Origin of the sequence: Streptomyces sp. NBC_00670, assembly GCF_036226765.1 — a bacterium.
Classification (GTDB): domain Bacteria; phylum Actinomycetota; class Actinomycetes; order Streptomycetales; family Streptomycetaceae; genus Streptomyces.
On sequence record NZ_CP109017.1, the window covers coordinates 5,165,291 to 5,183,787 of the forward strand.

Consider the following 18,497-nt stretch of genomic DNA (forward strand, 5'->3'; position numbering starts at 1 on the left):
TGAACGGAAGCGTGACCGCCCTCACAGCGCCGCGGGATAGTCGCCGCATCCCCCGGACGTGAGCCGCACGCCGGTGATGCCGACGACGTCGTCAAAGGAGGGCAGCAGTGTCCAGCACCCCCGACACGGCACCTGCCGCACCCGCCAGCAAGCGGGACCGCACCCACTACCTCTACCTCGCGGTGATCGCCGCGGTGGTGCTCGGCGTCGCCGTCGGGTTCATCGCACCGGACTTCGCCAAGGAGCTGAAGCCGATCGGGACCGGCTTCGTCAACCTGATCAAGATGATGATCTCGCCGATCATCTTCTGCACGATCGTGCTCGGTGTCGGCTCGGTCCGCAAGGCGGCGAAGGTCGGCAAGGTCGGCGGGCTCGCGCTCGGCTACTTCATCGTGATGTCGTTCGTCGCGCTGGCGATCGGCCTCGTGGTGGGCAACCTCGTCCACCCCGGCAGCGGCATGCACCTGACCGAGGCGGTCAAGGGCGTCGGCCACGACCAGGCGGCGGCCGCGGCCGAGGGCCCCGTGGACTTCGTCCTCGGCATCATCCCGACCAGCCTGGTCTCCGCGTTCACCGAGGGTCAGGTGCTCCAGACGCTGCTGGTCGCGCTGCTCGTCGGATTCGCGCTCCAGGCCCTGGGCAACGCCGGGCAGCCGGTGCTGCGCGGTATCGAGCACATCCAGCGGCTGGTCTTCCGCGTCCTGTCCATGATCATGTGGGCGGCGCCGGTCGGCGCGTTCGGCGCGATGGCGGCCGTCGTCGGCGAGACCGGCGTGGACGCGCTGAAGGCGCTCGCGACGATCATGCTCGGCTTCTACGCGACCTGTGTGCTGTTCGTCTTCGTCGTGCTCGGCGCGATGGTGCGGGTGGTCGCCGGGGTGAACATCTTCCAGCTCTTCAAGTACCTGGGCCGGGAGTTCCTGCTGATCCTGTCCACCTCCTCGTCGGAGTCCGCGCTGCCGCGGCTCATCGCGAAGATGGAGCACCTGGGCGTGAGCCGGCCGGTCGTCGGCATCACCGTGCCGACCGGCTACTCCTTCAACCTCGACGGCACGATGATCTACCTGACGATGGCGTCGCTGTTCATCGCCGACGCGATGGACCAGCCGCTGTCCATCGGGCAGCAGATCACCCTGCTGCTGTTCATGATGGTCGCGTCCAAGGGCGCCGCGGGCGTCACCGGGGCGGGCCTGGCCACGCTGGCGGGCGCCCTGCAGTCCCACAAGCCGGCGCTCGTCGACGGCGTCGGCCTCATCGTCGGCATCGACCGCTTCATGAGCGAGGCGCGGGCGCTGACGAACTTCGCGGGGAACGCGGTGGCGACGCTGCTGATCGGGACGTGGACGGGGGAGGTCGACAAGGAGCGGGTCGGCCGGGTGCTGGCCGGCGACCTCCCGTTCGACGAGCGCCTGCTCGTCGACAGCGGAGACCCCGCGCCGGCGGACGCGGCGGACGCGGCGGAGCCGCGGGAGGACGGCGAGAAGGAGCTGGCCAAGGCGTAGGCGCACCTCGAAAAGACGCGCGGTTCCTCGCGCCCCTGATCAGGGGCGCGGGGAACTCCCTTGCCTTGACGCCGACGTCAACGATTAACGTCACTCCCATGCGAATCGGCGAACTCGCGGCACGCAGCGGCACCACCACCCGCACCCTGCGCTACTACGAATCCCGCGGCCTGCTCCCCGCCCGCCGCGGCGACAACGGCTACCGCACCTACGACGAGACCGACCTCACCCTCCTCCGCCAGATCAGAACCCTCCAGGACTTCGGGTTCGACCTGGAGGAGACCCGTCCCTTCGTGGAGTGCCTGCGCGCCGGTCACCCGTCCGGCGACGCCTGCCCCGCCTCACTCGCCGTCTACCGCAGCAAACTCGCCGAGCTCGACACCCTCATCGCCGAGCTCGGCGCCGTACGCCGAAAGGTCGCCGGCGAACTGGAACGGGCCGAACGGACCCGCGACCGGCTGTCGGCCGAAGCAGAGGTTCCGGGCGGCCCGGAACCCGTGTGCGAACTGGGAGGACGGACATCGTGATCAAGGCAGCCGGCGTCACCGAGGTGACGGACGCGGACTTCACGGAACAGGTCATCGAGGCGGAACTGCCGGTACTCGTGGAATTCACCGCCGACTGGTGCCCCCCGTGCCGCCAGATGGGCCCGGTACTGGGCGCACTCGCCGAGGAGGAGAGCGGCCGGCTCAAGGTCGTGCAGCTCGACGTGGACACCAACCCGGAAACCACCAACGCCTACCGGGTGCTGTCCATGCCGACCTTCATGGTCTTCCGCGACGGTGAGCCGGTGCGCTCCATGGTGGGGGCGCGCCCCGAGCGCCGGTTGCGCGAGGAACTCGCGGACGCGGACGTGTTGTGATGATGTCTGCCTGAGCGGCGGGACAAAAAATCCCCCGGGCGATTGCGCCCGGGGGATTTCTCTGCGTATATTCAATGGTTCGCGACTTCGCCAAAAAAGGGTCGCGAAAGCATTGATGACCTCAGTATATCCGGCCGGGAGCGGAATTGTCAAACACGGGATCGCAATCAGGATCACGCACGGAAGCGCACGCGGATTTCACCGACCGGGAAATGCGCCGTGAGCAGGAATTCATGGACGACCTGTACGCGCGCGTGGACCGGCTGCGGGGCGCCACCGAGACCGCCGTCGACGACGCCCTCGCCCAGGGCCACACCCCCATGCAGGCCCGCCTGGAGCGGGACATCCTCGTCGCCGAACGCTCCGGGCTGCTGGCCGCGCTCAACGCCGTCGACGGCTCGCTCTGCTTCGGCCGCATCGACCTCACCTCCGGTGAGGCCCACCACATCGGCCGCCTCGGGCTGCGCGCCGACGATGCCGAGCGCACGCCCGTCCTCATCGACTGGCGGGCCCCGGTCGCCCGCCCCTTCTACCTGGCCACCGGCCACACCCCGATGGGCCTGCGCCGCCGTCGGCACATCGGCACCGACGGCCGCCGCGTCACCGAACTGCACGACGAGATCCTCGACCTCGCCGACACCGAGCGCACCGGCCACGAGGACCCCACGGGTGACGCCGTACTGCTCGCCGCGCTGGGCTCCGCCCGCACCGGGCGGATGGGCGACATCGTGCGGACCATCCAGGCCGACCAGGACCGCATCATCCGCGCCCCGCACCAGGGCGTCCTCGTCGTGGAGGGCGGCCCCGGCACCGGCAAGACGGCCGTCGCCCTGCACCGGGCCGCCTATCTGCTCTACGAGCACCGGGAGCTGCTCGCCCGCCGGGCCGTCCTCATCGTCGGCCCCAACCCGGCCTTCCTCGGCTACATCGGCGAGGTGCTGCCCGCGCTCGGCGAGACCGGCGTCCTGCTCGCCACGGTCGGCGAGCTGTTCCCCGGCGTGAAGGCCACGGCCGTCGACACGGCTCGTGCCGCCGCCGTCAAGGGCGGCCTCGCGATGGCGGACGCGCTCGCCCGGGCCGTCGCCGACCGGCAGGCGCTGCCCGACCCCGTCGTCACCATCGAGCACGACCGGGACGTGCTCCTGCTCGACGCCGGACTCGTCCAGGTCGCCCGCGACCGCACCCGTGCGGCGAAGCTGCCGCACAACGCGGCCCGCGAACACTTCGAGGGCCACATCCTCAACACGCTCACCGACATGGTCGCGGAGCGCATCGGCACCGACCCCTACGACGGCACCAACCTCCTCGACCCCAGCGACATCACCCAGATCCGCGACGAACTGGCCGAGAACCCTCAGGTGTGGTCCGCCATCGACGAACTGTGGCCGGTGCTGACCCCGCAGCGCCTGGTCGCGGACTTCCTCGCCGCCCCCGAGGCCTACCTCCCCGCCGAGGACGCCGACGCCGTACGCCGCCCCGTCACCCGCGCCTGGACCCCCGCCGACGTGCCGCTCCTCGACGAGGCGGCCGAACTGCTCGGCGAGGACGACCGGGCGGTCCGCGCCCGCGCCGAACGCGAGCGCGCGGCGCAGGTGTCGTACGCGCAGGGCGTGCTCGACATGTCGTACGCCTCCCGCACCTACGAGTTCGAGGACAAGGAGGAGGACGACCCCGAGAGCTCCGAGGTGCTCTCCGCGCACGACATCATCGACGCCGAGCGCTTCGCCGAGCGCCAGGAGGAGGACGACCACCGCAGCGCCGCCGAGCGCGCCGCGGCCGACCGGACGTGGGCGTTCGGCCACATCGTCGTCGACGAGGCGCAGGAACTGTCGCCGATGGCCTGGCGGTTGCTGATGCGGCGCAGCCCGACCCGGGCGATGACGCTGGTCGGCGACCCCGCGCAGACGGCGGAGGAGGCGGGGGTGGGCAACTGGTCCGGCATCCTCGAGCCGTACGTCGGCGACCGCTGGGAGCACACCCGGCTGGACGTCAACTACCGCACGCCCGCCGAGATCATGGAGCTCGCGGCGGCGGTCGTCCGCGCGGCCGACCCGTCCTTCGAGCCGCCGAGGTCGGTACGGGCCACGGGAACGAAGCCGTGGATCCGTCGGGTGGGCGCCGGTGACCTGCCCGAAGCGGTGGGCAAGGCGGCAGCCGAACTGACCCCCGAGGAGGGCCGCCTCGCGGTGATCGCCCCGCGCGCCCTGCACCGGAGGCTGGCCGCCCACCTCCCCGACGTCACGGCGGCCACGGAGCCGGACCTCACCCACACGGTCGTCCTCCTGGACCCGCGCGGCGCCAAGGGCCTGGAATTCGACGCGGTCCTGGTCGTCGAACCGTCCGCCTACAGCACGAGCGACCTGTACGTGGCCCTGACCCGGGCGACACAGAGCCTGGGCATCGTGCACACGGGAGAACTGCCGGCGGGCCTGACGAACGCCTGACGCACTGGGCCCCTGCCCGGCCGGCCGCCACGCCGGCCGGGCAGGCCCGTTCCCGGGCCGAACCCGTCAGCAATCCTTGCCGAACCCGTCGTCAATCCTTGCGTCCGGTCGCGGCGAGGGCGACGCCGAGACCGATCATGGTCAGCCCACCGGCACCGCCGACCAGGGAGAGCCGCCGCGGCGAACGGCCGAACCAGCCCCGGGCGCCGGCCGCGGCCAGCCCCCACACCGTGTCGGAGACAAGGGCGATGAGGTTGAAGACCAGCCCGAGCGCCAGCATCTGCCCCATGACATGACCGTGCTCCCGGTCGACGAACTGCGGCAGTACGGCGGCGAAGAACACGAGGGTCTTCGGGTTGGTCACCCCGACCGCGAACCCTTCCCCGAACGTCCGCAGGCGGCCGTGCGCGGCCGCCCCGACGCCCGCGACCGCGGCCCGCAGCGAACCACGCTCCCGCCACGCCTTGACGCCGAGACGGACGAGGTAGGCGGCGCCCGCCAGCTTGAGGACGGTGAAGACGAGGGCCGAGCGCTCCACGACCGCCCCGACCCCGAACGCCACGGCCACGACGAGCAGATAGGCACCGAACGTGTTCCCGGCGACCGTGACCACCGCGACGCGCCGCCCGTGCGCCAACGCCCTGCCGACGACGAACAGCACACTCGGCCCGGGAACCACGATCAGCAGGAACGACACGGCGGCGAAGGCGAGCAGATGGTCGACGGACACCATGTCACCCATGCAAGCACGGGGAAGCCACGCCGCTCCAACGGTATTTCCCGGACCGCGGACGGGGGACGGGGGACGGCGGGACTGCGGACGGCGAGGACCGCGCTCGACGTGGCCCACGGGACAATGCCTCTCGTGAACTCCACGGTCGCCGTAGCCCTGATCACTTCCGTGTCCACGCTCACCGCCGCCGCGCTGGCGGGCTGGGTCTCGGCCCGGACGACCGCCAGGCAGCTACGGCACCAGGCTGCCCTGGCGCGCGAGGAGCGCGCCGAGCGCCGTGCGACCGACCACAGGGAAACCCGCCGCGAGGCCTACGAACGCTTCCTGACCCGCGCCGACGCCGCCTACCGCCTGCTGGACGAACACTGGCTGGCCACGTCACCTGCCGCCCCACCGGCCGCCGAAGCCGGCTTCGCCGCACGCCGGGCACTGGACGAGGCCTGCGTCCGCGTCCGCCTGGTGGGCCCCGAGCCCGTCGCGGAGCGGGCGGTGGCGGTGGTACGCGGCATAGGCGAGGAGTTCCGCGCCCACGTACACGCCACGGGCCCGTCCCCCGACACCGGGTCCCGCGCCCGGGCTCTACGAGCCCGTTCCTCCACGACCGGCGACTTCATCTCGGCCGCGCGCGCGGCCCTGGAGGACGGGTGACGCCGCCGCCTCAGATGGTCGGGGTGTCGTCGACGACCGGCCGGTGGATCTCGACGACCGGCTTCCAGCCCGTGGAGAACTCGATGAAGTCCGCGCGGGTGGGGTAGGTGTCGATCGCGCGGCGGTCACGCTTGGGGCTGTCGCTCGCCTTGCGGCCCCGGGGGATCTGCTCCTCGAAGATGTCGACCTTCACGTCGGGGACCTCCTTGAGGCCCTGGCGCCAGATCTGCACGATGTCGGCGCCGAACGCCTGCCGGGCCGCGGCGTAGAGGGCGGTGAGGGAACCCTTGTCCCCGCCGGGGACGAACAGTGCCAGATCCAGTACGACACCGGCGGACTGAAGGACCTCGATGGTCACCGGGCCGTTCTCGTCGGCCACGTAGACGCCGGCTTCGTTCTCGTCGTCGGGAAGGCAGGAGACCTCTTCCTGGAACACGGTCCTCGCCGTGATCGAGCCGCCCTCGAAATCCCCGCCGGGCTTGGTCAGAAAAGCAGGGACATAGCAGTCGGGAAGCTTGAGTTCTGCCGTGTCGGCGGAAACGAAAAACCTGTCCTGCACGCCGAGCTTCGTCACCTCTTCCAGCGAGAGGCGGCGAGCGGCGATCTTCTCCGTGTTCACGCTTTCCCTTTCAGGTTGCAGTGTCCCTCAGAGGGAGGACGCTACCACGAAACCCCGAGGTCAACTGCGCAGTAATCACTGGGTAGGTGACCTCCGGCGACCCGTCCGAGAGGCCCGTGGAGCGAGTCCTGGCGGGCCGGGAACACGCCCCCGCCGGGCCGTGTCCCTCGCCGTGGTGTCGGAGATCGGCTGACGGTTGCGATTCGGTACGTTGGGCGACACGAGGTACTAAAGAGAATTTGCGGCGGATATCGCTCGTATTCCCTCTGGGGGAATGGCGCCCAAGGCGATCGCAGCCCGGGAAGCCGGTTCGAGGTCTTACGCCGGCCGCAGCCACACCGTCGACAGTGGGGGCAGGGTCAGGGTCAGGCTGGCGGGGCGGCCGTGCCAGGGGTGGGGGGTTGGTTTCACCGGGTGGGGGTTCTGGGCGCCGGAACCGCCGTACGAGGGCGCGTCCGTGTTCAGGGCCTCGTGCCAGGCCGGGACGTCCTCCGGGACGCCCAGGCGGTAGTTCTCGCGGGTCACGGGAGAGAAGTGGGAGACCGCGAGGAGGGGGGTGCCCTCCTTGTCGTAGCGGAGGAAGGCGAAGACGTTGTCCTCCGCCGCGTCCCCCGTCACCCAGGAGAAGCCGTCGGGGGAGGCGTCCCGTTCCCACAGCGCCGGGGTGTCGCGGTAGACCGTGTTGAGGTCGCGCACCAGGTCGCGCACGCCGCGGTGGTCCGGTTCCGCGCCGTACGCCGGGTCGAGCAGCCACCAGTCGGGGCCGTGCGCCTCCGACCATTCGGCGCCCTGAGCGAACTCCTGGCCCATGAAGAGCAGTTGCTTTCCGGGGTGGGCCCACATGAAGGCCAGGTACGCCCGCTCGTTGGCCCGCTGCTGCCACCAGTCGCCCGGCATCTTGCTCACCAGCGAGCCCTTGCCGTGCACCACCTCGTCGTGCGAGATGGGGAGCACGTAGTTCTCGCTGTACGCGTACACCATCGAGAACGTCATCTCGTTGTGGTGGTACTTGCGGTGGATCGGGTCGTGGCTCATGTAGTCCAGCGAGTCGTGCATCCAGCCCATGTTCCACTTCAGCCCGAACCCGAGCCCGCCGAAGCCGCCCGGGCCCTGGTGGTGGGTGGCCCGGGTGACGCCGTCCCACGCCGTGGACTCCTCGGCGACCGTCACGACGCCGGGGCAGCGGCGGTACACCGTCGCGTTCATCTCCTGGAGGAACGCCACCGCGTCCAGGTTCTCCCGGCCGCCGTGCTCGTTCGGCGTCCACTGGCCCGGCTCGCGCGAGTAGTCCAGGTAGAGCATGGAGGCGACGGCGTCCACGCGCAGGCCGTCGATGTGGAACTCCTCGCACCAGTACACGGCGTTGGCGACCAGGAAGTTCCGTACTTCGTTGCGGCCGTAGTCGAATTCGAGGGTGCCCCAGTCGGGGTGGGCCGCCCGCAGCGGGTCCGCCGGTTCGTACAGCGGACGGCCGTCGAACTCCGCCAGCGCCCACGCGTCGCGCGGGAAGTGCGCCGGCACCCAGTCCATCAGGACGCCTATCCCGGCCCGGTGCAGCGCGTCTATCAGGTACTTGAAGTCGTCGGGCGTGCCGAGCCGGGCCGTGGGCGCGTAGAAGCCCGTCACCTGGTAGCCCCAGGAGCCGCCGAAGGGGTGCTCCGCCACCGGCAGCAGCTCCACGTGCGTGAAGCCGAGGTCCGCGACATACGCGGGGAGCTGCTCGGCCAGCTGCCGGTACGTGAGGCCCGGGCGCCAGGACGGCAGATGGACCTCGTACACCGAGAACGGGGCCTCGTGCGCCGGGCGTTCGCCGCGCCGCGCCAGCCACTCCGCGTCGTCCCACTCGTGGTGCGAGGCCGTGACGATCGACGACGTGGCGGGCGGCACCTCGGTGCGACGGGCCAGCGGGTCGGCGCGCAGCGTCCTCGAGCCGTCCGGGCGCGTGATCTCGAACTTGTACAGCTCGCCCTCGCCGATCCCCGGCACGAACAGCTCCCACACCCCGGAGGAGCCGAGCGAACGCATCGGGAACGCGGTGGCGTCCCAGAAGTTGAAGGTCCCCGCCACGCGTACGCCCCGCGCGTTCGGCGCCCACACGCTGAACCTGGTGCCCCGCACGCCCTGGTGCGTCATCGGCTCGGCGCCCAGCACCTTCCACAGCTCCTCGTGCCGGCCCTCGCCGATCAGATGCAGGTCGAACTCGCCGAGCGTGGGCAGGAAGCGGTAGGCGTCCTCCGTCTCCACCGTCGTCTCCTCGTACGCGACGATCAGCCGGTACTCCGGTACGTCACGGAGGGGCAGGACCCCGGTGAAGAAGCCGTCGCCGTCGTCGTGGAGCTCGGCCCGCACTTCCCCGGTGACCACGGTCACGGCCCGCGCGTACGGGCGCAGCGCGCGGAACACCACCCCGCCGGAGACGGGGTGCGCCCCGAGCACGGAGTGCGGCGCGTGGTGCGTGCCCTCCAGCAGCCGCGCGCGGTCCTCCGCGTGCACGGCGGGGGAGACGGCCACCTCGCCGTGCACGGGGGAGGGGGCGGTGGTGGGCTGCGGCTCCTGTGCCTGTGCCGGTGCCGGTGCGGGTGCGGACGGCTTCTTCTTCCCCGGTACCGGCTTCTTCGCCGGAGGCTTGGCGACGGCGGCCTTCTTCACCGCGGCCTTCTTCACCGCGACCTCTTCCGCTGCGGCCTTCTTCGTCGCAGCCTTCTTCGCGACGGTCTTCTTCGCCGCCGACTTCGCCACGGCGGCCTTCTTCGTCACGGCCGCCTTCTTCGCGGCCGGCTCCTTCTTCTTGCTCACCGCCTTCTTGCCCACCGCCTTCTTCCCGGCGGCAGCCTTCTTGCCGCCGCCTGCCGGGCTTCCGGTGGCGCCGTTCTGGGGGGTGCTGTCGTCGGAGGAAGAGCGGGGGGTCACGGGCGGGGCCTCCTCGGCGGGTACGGCGGCGGTTGCGTCGTTGGGAAGAGCGGCGGCGTCACGGCGGCGTCGGGTCGGCGTCACGACGACGCGTCGGCGGCCAGCCTGCGCACCGCCGCCATCGGTACGGGCAGCCAGTCCGGTCGGTGCCGTGCCTCGTACAGGACCTCGTAGACCGCCTTGTCGGTCTCGTAGGCCCGCAGGAGCACCGGTTCGGTGCGCGGGTCGACGCCCGCGACCTCCCCGTACCCGGTGCAGTACGCCGCCCGGCAGGCGTCCGCCCAGTCGGCGGCGCGCGGCGCGGCCGACGGCTCGGTGGACGGTACGGAGTGGGCGGCGTAGTCGAAGGAGCGCAGCATCCCGGCGATGTCGCGGGCCACCGGCTGCGGCAGCCGCCGCTCGGTGAGCGGCTTGGACGGCTCGCCCTCGAAGTCGATCAGCGACCACGCCCCGGACGCCGACCGCAGGCACTGCCCCAGGTGCAGATCGCCGTGGATGCGCTGCGCGGTCCAGGTGCGCCCCTCGGCGGCGAGGTCGCCCAGCGCGTCGAAGGCGGAGCGCAGCGCGGGGGCGTACGGCTGGAGCGCGGGGACGGCCTGCGCGGTCGCCTCCAGCCGCTCGGTCATGCCGTCGACCAGCGGCCGTATCTGCGGATGCCCCAGCGTGAGGGTGGGCAGCGCGCGGGCCAGCGCGGTGTGCACCTCGGCGGTGGCCCGGCCCAGCGCCCGCGCCTCGGCGGCGAAGTCCTCGCCCTTGGCCAGCTCCCGCAGCGCCAGCTCCCAGCCGTCACAGGCGCCCTGCACGAAGGGTTGCAGTACGCCGAGGACGTACGGTCCCTCGGCGGGGTCGGCCCCGGAGGCGAAGTCGGCGCGTCCCTCCGACGCCCCGGCGGCGAAGCCGGACCGCTCCGCCGGGACCCCGTCGGCCAGGTCCGCCAGCAGCCACCCCGTCGGCGCCGGCACCCGGGGACAGTGCTCACGCGCCAGCGCGAGCGGCAGTTCGAGATCGGGGTTGATGCCCGGCACGATGCGCCGGAGCAGCTTCAGGATGAACGTATCTCCATAGATGATCGAGGAGTTCGACTGCTCCGCGGTCGCCACCCGCGGCACCAGCTCCTCGCGTATCTCCTGGTGCGCGTCCCGCTCGAAGCGCAGCGCGCCGATGCGGGCCCGGGTGCGTATCGCCTCCAGGAGCAGTTCCGCGCAGCGGGCGTCGTACAGCGCCTCGTAGACGGTCCGTCCGGCGAGCGGGCCCCGTTCCACATGGCCGATCAGCGCGGGTGCCAGCCGGGGCGGCAGCACCTCGCGCACGCCTATGAGGAGCTGGTAGCAGTCGCCGGGGTGGGCCGGGGAACCCTGGGCGGCGGGCTGGTGGGCGCGGACCATGAGGTGGAGCAGGCCGAAACGCGAGCCCACGGGCAGCAACTCGGTGGCGGCGACCAGTGAGAACCCGGTGACGGGGCGGCCCTTGCCCGCGAACCAGCGCTGCCGTGGCAGCCACTCGCGCAGCAGCGGGTCGAGGGACGCGAGGAGGCCGGGGCTGGTCGTGACGGTGGCGGCACGGGTGACGGCTTCCGACATGGCGTGCGTCCTTTCCCCGGGGTGGTCGGGGTCGTCTCTACTGCGTGCCCCGGGCAGGACGAGGGAAACGCCCCGCCGGGGCCTGCCACGTGCGTGTACCGGTTCGGTGGGCCCGCGACGGACCCCCCGGTCCGACGCTCAGCCGGCGTCCCTCCGCAACCGGAACCAATAGAACCCGTGCCCCGCCAGCGTCAACAAATACGGCAGCTGTCCGATGGCCGGAAAACGCACCCCGCCGATCAGCTCCACCGGGTGGCGTCCCTGGAAGGCCTGGAGGTCGAGTTCGGTGGGCTGGGCGAAGCGGGAGAAGTTGTGCACGCACAGGACGAGGTCGTCGCCGTGTTCGCGCAGGAAGGCCAGGACGGCCGGGTTGGAGGAGGGAAGTTCGGTGTAGGAGCCGAGGCCGAAGGCGGGGTTCTGCTTGCGGATCTCGATCATCCGCCGGGTCCAGTGCAGCAGGGAGGACGGCGAGGACATGGACGCCTCGACGTTGGTGACCTGGTAGCCGTAGACCGGGTCCATGATCGTGGGCAGGAACAGCCGCCCGGGGTCGCAGGAGGAGAAGCCCGCGTTGCGGTCGGGTGTCCACTGCATGGGGGTGCGCACCGCGTCGCGGTCGCCGAGCCAGATGTTGTCGCCCATGCCGATCTCGTCGCCGTAGTAGAGGATCGGCGAGCCGGGCAGGGACAGCAGCAGCGCGGTGAACAGTTCGATCTGGTTGCGGTCGTTGTCCAGGAGGGGCGCGAGGCGGCGGCGGATGCCGATGTTGGCGCGCATCCGCGGGTCCTTGGCGTACTCGGCCCACATGTAGTCGCGTTCCTCGTCGGTGACCATCTCCAGGGTCAGCTCGTCGTGGTTGCGCAGGAAGATCCCCCACTGGCAGTTGGCGGGGATCTCCGGGGTCTTCGCCAGGATCTCCGACACCGGGTAGCGCGATTCGCGCCGCACCGCCATGAAGATGCGGGGCATGACGGGGAAGTGGAACGCCATGTGGCACTCGTCGCCGCCGGTGCTGTAGTCGCCGAAGTAGTCGACCACGTCCTCCGGCCACTGGTTCGCCTCGGCCAGCACCACCGTGTCCGGGTAGTGCGTGTCGATCTCCTTGCGCACCCGCTTGAGGAACTCGTGCGTGGCCGGGAGGTTCTCGCAGTTGGTGCCCTCCTCCTGGTAGAGGTACGGCACCGCGTCGAGCCGGAAGCCGTCGATCCCCAGGTCCAGCCAGAACCGCAGCGCGGAGATCATCTCCTCCTGCACGGCCGGGTTCTCGTAGTTCAGGTCGGGCTGGTGGGAGAAGAACCGGTGCCAGTAGTACTGCTTGCGGACCGGGTCGAAGGTCCAGTTGGAGGCCTCGGTGTCGACGAAGATGATCCGCGCGTCCTGGTACTGCTTGTCGTCGTCGGCCCAGACGTAGTAGTCGCCGTAGGGGCCGTCGGGGTCCTTGCGGGACTCCTGGAACCACGGATGCTGATCGCTCGTGTGGTTCATGACGAAGTCGATGATCACGCGCATGCCCCGCTGGTGGGCCGCGTCGACGAACTCGACGAAGTCCGCCAGGTCCCCGAACTCGGGGAGGACGGCGGTGTAGTCGGAGACGTCGTAACCGCCGTCGCGCAGTGGAGACTTGAAGAACGGCGGCAGCCACAGGCAGTCGATGCCGAGCCACTGGAGGTAGTCGAGTTTGGCGGTGATCCCCTTGAGGTCGCCGATGCCGTCGCCGTTGCTGTCCTGGAAGGAGCGGACCAGGACTTCGTAGAAGACGGCGCGTTTGAACCAGTCCGGGTCCCGGTCCTTGGCGGGGGTGTCCTCGAAGGTGTCCGGGACGGGCTCGTTGACGATCATGGTGTGGGTGACCCTCCGATCTGCGGTGAGGACGGTCGCAGGACGGTCAGCACGTGTGCCGGCCTGTCGCCCGGCTCCAGTCGCACATAGTTGGCCCTGCCCCAGGAATAGGTGTCACCGGTGAGCTCGTCGCGCACCGGCACCACCTCGTGCCAGTCGAGGCCGAGGTGCGGCATGTCCAACGACACCGTCGCCTCCTGGGTGTGGTACGGGTCCAGGTTCACGACCACCAGAACCGTGTTCGATCCCCGCTGTTTCGAATAGACGACGACCTCTTCCTTGTCGGCGTGGTGGAAGTGCAGGTCGCGCAGTTGCCGGAGGGCCGGACTGCGCCTGCGTATCGCGTTCAGCTCGGTGATCAGCCCGGCGATGCTGCGGCCCTCGCGCTCGGCGGCGGCCCAGTCGCGGGGCCGCAGTTGGTACTTCTCGGAGTCGAGGTACTCCTCGCTGCCCGGGCGCAGCGGGGTGTTCTCGCACAGTTCGTAGCCGCTGTAGATGCCCCACGTCGGGGACAGGGTCGCGGCCAGGATGGCGCGGACGGCGAAGGCGGGGCGGCCGCCGTGCTGGAGGTAGGCGTGCAGGATGTCGGGAGTGTTGGCGAAGAAGTTCGGCCGCATGTACGCGGCCGCCTCACCGGAGAGTTCGGTGAGGTACTCCGTCAGCTCCTCCTTGGTGGTGCGCCAGGTGAAGTACGTGTACGACTGCTGGAAACCGATGGCGCCCAGGGTGTGCATCATCGCGGGCCGTGTGAACGCCTCCGCCAGGAAGATCACGTCCGGGTCTCGGCCGTTGATCTCGCCGATCACCCGCTCCCAGAACACCACCGGCTTGGTGTGCGGGTTGTCCACCCGGAAGATCCGCACCCCGTGCGCCATCCAGTGCCGCAGCACCCGTACCGTCTCCGCGACGATGCCGTCCATGTCCGCGTCGAACGCGATCGGGTAGATGTCCTGGTACTTCTTCGGCGGGTTCTCCGCGTACGCGATCGAACCGTCGCTGCGGTGGTGGAACCACTCCGGATGCTTCTCCACCCACGGGTGGTCGGGAGAGCACTGCAACGCGAAGTCCAGGGCCACCTCCAGGCCCAGTTCCCCGGCCCGGGCGACGAACGCGTCGAAGTCGTCGAGAGTGCCGAGCGCCGGGTTGACGGCGTCGTGGCCGCCCTCGGGCGAGCCGATCGCCCAGGGCACGCCCACGTCGTCCGGGCCGGCCGACAGGGTGTTGTTGGGGCCCTTGCGGAAGGTGGTGCCGATGGGGTGGATGGGCGGGAGGTAGACGACGTCGAAGCCCATGTCCGCGATGGCCGGAAGTCGCTCGGCAGCGGTCCGGAAGGTGCCGTGCGCCGACGGGTCCAGGCCCCCGTTCTCGCTGCGCGGGAAGAACTCGTACCAGGAGCCGTAGAGCGCCCGCTCCCGCTCCACCTGGAGGGGGAGTTCCTCCGAGGCGCTGACCGGGTCCCGCAGCGGGTGGCGGGCCAGCACCCGGTCCACCTCGGGGGTGAGCGCCGCCGCGAGCCGGGAGGCGGGCGGACGGCCGGTGTCGCGCAGGGCCGCCACGGCGGCTTCCAGTACCGCCCTGGCCTGCGCGTACTCCTCCGGCACACCCCCGGCGGCCCGCTCGTACAGCCGGGCGCCCTCCTCCAGGACCAGCTCGGTGTCCTGCCCCGCGGGCACCTTGATCCCGGCGTGGTGCCGCCAGGTGGAGACGGGGTCGCCCCACGCCTCCACCCGGTACGTCCAGCGGCCCTCGGCCGGGACCACGACCCGGGCGCCCCAGCGGTCCGTGCCGGGGGCGAGCTCGCGCATCGGGGTCCAGGGGCCCGGGCGGCCCTCCGGGTCCGTGAGGACGACGTTGGCGGCGACGGCGTCGTGGCCCTCGCGGAAGACGGTGGCCGAGATCTCGAACTCCTCGTCCACCACCGCCTTGGCCGGCCGCCGGCCACGGAGGACGGCCGGTGCCACGTCCAGGACGGGGATGCGCCCGACGACGGGGGCGGCGGGGGCGGGGGCCGACGGGGAGACGGCCGACGGGGTCGAGGTCGGAGTCGAACCGAGTGCCGAACCGGCACTCGCCCCGGGCGTCGAACCGGATATCGAACTGGTGTGCGCCGAGGCCGCCCCGGGCGTGGCGCCCGGCGCGGATGCCCCCGGGCCCGGTGGACCGGCGGTGGTGGTGCCGGGGCCGGTGGTGCCGGCGGGGCCGGGGGAACCGGTGGTCGGGGTTGCCGACGTGTGGTGCGTGGCGGGCATGACCGCTCCTGTCCGCTGCGAACGTGGGTGGGCGGCTGGCGGGTGTGGTGTGTGGTGCGGGGCCTGCGGGACGTACCGGAGGAGCCTTCCCACCCTGTTCGGGTGAGCAATCCGGCACTTTGTTAACTACTCACGCGTATGTCTACGTTCAAACCCGGTCGAGTCGGCCATGTTCGAGAAGCGGCCGAATTTTGCCGGGGCATGGACGGGCGCGGGCGGGCGCGGACGGGCTCGCACAGGCGCGGGCCGGGGGGCGGAAGGGGGAGGTGGGGGCGGAGTATCCGGTGTGTTTTCTTCGCCCCGTGCGCGGTACTGACGCAACGCGCCGCCTTGCGCCGTGGTTGCCCGGCCGTCGGCGCCGTTACCGTCGTGAGTGACGAGGGACGCACGCACAGTGCGCCCCGAAGCCGCGTACGCCCCTGGTGAAGGTGGGACTTTTGAAGGCCATCCGCAGGTTCACCGTCCGTCCCGTACTCCCCGACGCCCTCAAGCCACTGAGCGACCTCGCCCGTAATCTGCGCTGGTCGTGGCAGGCCGAGACCCGTGATCTCTTCCGGTCCGTGGACCCCGAACGGTGGGCCGCCGCGGGCGGCGACCCCGTGCGGCTCCTGGGCAGCGTCCCGTCCGCGCGCCTTGCCGAACTGGCCGGGGACCGCCGGTTCCTGCGCCGGCTGTCCGCCGCCGCCGACGACCTCGCCGACTACACGAGCGGCGACCGCTGGTACCAGAGCCAGGAGCGGTCGGCCGAGCTGCCGGCCGCGATCGCCTACTTCTCGCCGGAGTTCGGCATCACGGCCGCGCTGCCGCAGTACTCCGGCGGCCTCGGCATCCTGGCCGGCGACCATCTCAAGGCCGCCAGCGACCTCGGCGTCCCGCTGATCGGCGTCGGCCTGCTCTACCGGCACGGCTACTTCCGCCAGTCCCTCTCCCGCGACGGCTGGCAGCAGGAGCACTACCCGGTGCTCGACCCGCACGAGCTGGCCCTCGCCCCGCTCACCGAGGAGGACGGCACGCCGTGCCACGTCACCCTCGCGCTGCCCGGCGGGCGCCGGCTGACCGCCCGGATCTGGCTGGCCCGGGTCGGCAGGATCCCGCTGCTCCTGCTCGACTCGGACGTCGAGGAGAACGACCTCGGCGAGCGCGACGTCACCGACCGGCTCTACGGCGGCGGCAGCGAGCACCGGCTGCTCCAGGAGATGCTGCTCGGCATAGGGGGTGTCCGCGCGGTGCGCACGTACTGCCGGCTCACCGGCCACCCCGCGCCGGAGGTCTTCCACACCAACGAGGGGCACGCCGGGTTCCTCGGCCTGGAGCGGATCGCCGAGCTGTCCGACGCCGGGCTCGACTTCGACGCCGCCCTGGAGGCCGTCCGCGCGGGCACGGTGTTCACCACGCACACCCCCGTCCCGGCCGGCATCGACCGCTTCGACCGCGAACTGGTCGCCCGCCACTTCGGCCCCGACGCCGAACTGCCCGGCATCGACGTCCACCGCATCCTCCACCTGGGGATGGAGAGCTACGCCGGGGGCGAGCCCAACCTGTTCAACATGGCCGTGATGGGGCTGCGTCTCGGCCAGCGGGCCAACGGGGTCTCGCTGCTGCACGGCCACGTCAGCCGGGAGATGTTCTCCGGACTGTGGCCGGGATTCGACGCCGAGGAGGTGCCGATCACCTCCGTCACCAACGGCGTGCACGCGCCGACCTGGGTGGCGCCCGAGGTGGTCCGGCTCGGCGCCCGGCAGATCGGGGCGCAGCGCGCCGAGGACGCCATGACCGTCGGCGGCTCCGACCGCTGGGACTCGGTCGCGGACATCGCCGACCAGGACATCTGGGAGCTGCGCCGGGTGCTGCGCGAGAAGCTGGTGCTGGAGGTGCGGACGCGGCTGCGCGCCTCCTGGCGGCAGCGCGGCGCCGGCACGGCCGAGCTCGGCTGGATCGACGACGTCCTCGACCCGGACGTGCTGACCATCGGCTTCGCCCGCCGCGTCCCCTCGTACAAGCGGCTCACGCTGATGCTGCGCGACCGGGACCGGCTGATGGAGCTGCTGCTGCATCCGGAGCGGCCGGTGCAGATCGTCGTCGCGGGCAAGGCGCACCCGGCGGACGACGGCGGCAAGCGGCTGATCCAGGAGCTGGTCAGGTTCGCCGACGACCCCCGGGTGCGGCACCGCATCGTCTTCCTGCCCGACTACGGCATGGCGATGGCGCAGAAGCTCTACCCCGGCTGCGACGTGTGGCTGAACAACCCGCTGCGGCCGCTGGAGGCGTGCGGCACCAGCGGGATGAAGGCCGCGCTCAACGGCTGCCTCAACCTGTCCGTCCTGGACGGCTGGTGGGACGAGTGGTACCAGCCCGACTTCGGCTGGGCCATCCCCACGGCGGACGGCGCCGCCACCGACGACGACCGGCGCGACGAGCTGGAGGCGGCGGCGCTGTACGACCTGCTGGAGCACCGGGTCGCGCCCCGCTTCTACGAGCGCGGCCGGGGCGGGCTGCCCGACCGCTGGATCCAGATGGTCCGCCAGACCCTCACCCACCTCGGCCCGAAGGTGCTGGCCGGGCGGATGGTCCGGGAGTACGTGGAGCGGCTGTACGCCCCCGCCGCCCGGGCCCACCGGGCGCTCACCCCGGAGGCGGCGCGCGAGCTGGCCGCCTGGAAGGCGCGGGTGCGGGGCGCCTGGTCGCGGGTCACGGTCGAGCACGTCGAGACGTCCTCGGCGGCGGACCGGGCGGACCGGGCCGAGCTGGGCGCGTCCCTCGGGGTACGGGTCCGGGTGGGCCTCGGCGAGCTGGCCCCGGACGACGTCGAGGTGCAGGTCGTCTCCGGTCGCGTCGACGCGGAGGACCGTATCGCGGACGCGTCGGTGGTCCCGCTGAAACCGGCGGGCGGCGGCGAGGAGGGCCGCTGGGTCTACGAGGGCCCGCTCTCCCTGGACCGCGCGGGCCCCTTCGGCTACACGGTCCGCATCCTCCCCTCCCACCCGCTCCTGGCCTCGCCCACCGAGCTCGGCCTGCTCGCGGTGCCGCCGGAGGGCGCGGGGGAGGGGGCCGGGGTGCTGATGCGGTGACCCGTGAGCCGTCGGCGCCGACCAGTTGCAGAGCGGCGAGCGA

Annotated in this window: 12 protein-coding genes; 6 read left to right on the forward strand and 6 right to left on the reverse strand. The window is 71.5% G+C overall.

All coding sequences use genetic code 11. From position 1 onward, the window contains the following. Positions 1 to 107 precede the first annotated feature (107 nt). From OIE12_RS23105 to OIE12_RS23120, 4 genes are all read left to right on the forward strand, one after another. A complete protein-coding gene (locus OIE12_RS23105) occupies positions 108 to 1,502 on the forward strand; it encodes a cation:dicarboxylate symporter family transporter (protein ID WP_329138306.1) in 1,395 nt (464 codons plus the stop codon). Positions 1,503 to 1,600: 98 nt separating this feature from the next. After that, a complete protein-coding gene (locus OIE12_RS23110; protein ID WP_329138308.1) occupies positions 1,601 to 2,029 on the forward strand; it encodes a MerR family transcriptional regulator in 429 nt (142 codons plus the stop codon). Further along, entirely contained in the window at positions 2,026 to 2,364 is a 339-nt protein-coding gene (locus OIE12_RS23115; RefSeq protein WP_329138309.1) for a thioredoxin family protein, read from the forward strand. Before OIE12_RS23110 ends, OIE12_RS23115 begins: the two co-directional genes overlap by 4 nt. 212 nt (positions 2,365 to 2,576) lie before the next feature. Beyond that, positions 2,577 to 4,808 (forward strand): HelD family protein, encoded by a 2,232-nt coding sequence (locus OIE12_RS23120; protein WP_329138312.1) that lies wholly within the window; start codon positions 2,577 to 2,579, stop codon positions 4,806 to 4,808. A gap of 91 nt (positions 4,809 to 4,899) precedes the next feature. On the opposite strand, the gene OIE12_RS23125 is transcribed toward OIE12_RS23120, so the two are convergent. Further along, positions 4,900 to 5,541: a LysE family translocator gene (locus OIE12_RS23125; protein ID WP_329142151.1), complete on the reverse strand. Its 642-nt coding sequence runs from the start codon at positions 5,539 to 5,541 to the stop codon at positions 4,900 to 4,902. Between the two features lie 132 nt (positions 5,542 to 5,673). Here OIE12_RS23125 and OIE12_RS23130 point away from each other — a divergent pair, with 132 nt between their 5' ends. Continuing rightward, on the forward strand, positions 5,674 to 6,189 hold the full coding sequence (locus OIE12_RS23130) for a hypothetical protein (RefSeq protein WP_329138314.1): 516 nt from the start codon (positions 5,674 to 5,676) through the stop codon (positions 6,187 to 6,189). A 10-nt stretch (positions 6,190 to 6,199) separates the two neighbouring features. On the opposite strand, the gene OIE12_RS23135 is transcribed toward OIE12_RS23130, so the two are convergent. The 5 genes from OIE12_RS23135 to OIE12_RS23155 form a co-directional block, all read right to left on the reverse strand. Continuing rightward, positions 6,200 to 6,808, reverse strand: a complete 609-nt coding sequence (locus tag OIE12_RS23135) for a hypothetical protein (protein ID WP_329138316.1) — start codon at positions 6,806 to 6,808, stop codon at positions 6,200 to 6,202. Positions 6,809 to 7,126: 318 nt separating this feature from the next. Further along, complete coding sequence (gene glgB / locus OIE12_RS23140) at positions 7,127 to 9,718, reverse strand: 1,4-alpha-glucan branching enzyme (protein ID WP_329138318.1); 2,592 nt, start codon at positions 9,716 to 9,718, stop codon at positions 7,127 to 7,129. 80 nt (positions 9,719 to 9,798) lie between these two features. After that, a complete protein-coding gene (locus OIE12_RS23145; RefSeq protein WP_329138320.1) occupies positions 9,799 to 11,298 on the reverse strand; it encodes a maltokinase N-terminal cap-like domain-containing protein in 1,500 nt (499 codons plus the stop codon). Between the two features lie 138 nt (positions 11,299 to 11,436). Beyond that, positions 11,437 to 13,137: a maltose alpha-D-glucosyltransferase gene (gene treS / locus OIE12_RS23150; protein ID WP_329138323.1), complete on the reverse strand. Its 1,701-nt coding sequence runs from the start codon at positions 13,135 to 13,137 to the stop codon at positions 11,437 to 11,439. Further along, positions 13,134 to 15,386 carry an alpha-1,4-glucan--maltose-1-phosphate maltosyltransferase gene (locus OIE12_RS23155; RefSeq protein WP_329138325.1) on the reverse strand — a complete coding sequence of 751 codons (2,253 nt, stop codon included), beginning with the start codon at positions 15,384 to 15,386 and terminating at the stop codon, positions 13,134 to 13,136. The genes treS and OIE12_RS23155 overlap by 4 nt, the downstream gene beginning before the upstream one ends. A gap of 437 nt (positions 15,387 to 15,823) precedes the next feature. Here OIE12_RS23155 and OIE12_RS23160 point away from each other — a divergent pair, with 437 nt between their 5' ends. Further along, a complete protein-coding gene (locus OIE12_RS23160; protein ID WP_329138328.1) occupies positions 15,824 to 18,454 on the forward strand; it encodes a glycosyltransferase family 1 protein in 2,631 nt (876 codons plus the stop codon). Positions 18,455 to 18,497: the final 43 nt, after the last annotated feature.

Coding starts and splice junctions, on each gene's coding strand:
- treS (WP_329138323.1), bottom strand. CDS start 13,137: ATGATCGTCAACGAGCCCGTCCCGGACACCTTCGAGGACACCCCCGCC.
- OIE12_RS23110 (WP_329138308.1), top strand. CDS start 1,601: ATGCGAATCGGCGAACTCGCGGCACGCAGCGGCACCACCACCCGCACC.
- OIE12_RS23145 (WP_329138320.1), bottom strand. CDS start 11,298: ATGTCGGAAGCCGTCACCCGTGCCGCCACCGTCACGACCAGCCCCGGC.
- OIE12_RS23120 (WP_329138312.1), top strand. CDS start 2,577: ATGCGCCGTGAGCAGGAATTCATGGACGACCTGTACGCGCGCGTGGAC.
- OIE12_RS23125 (WP_329142151.1), bottom strand. CDS start 5,541: ATGGTGTCCGTCGACCATCTGCTCGCCTTCGCCGCCGTGTCGTTCCTG.
- OIE12_RS23155 (WP_329138325.1), bottom strand. CDS start 15,386: ATGCCCGCCACGCACCACACGTCGGCAACCCCGACCACCGGTTCCCCC.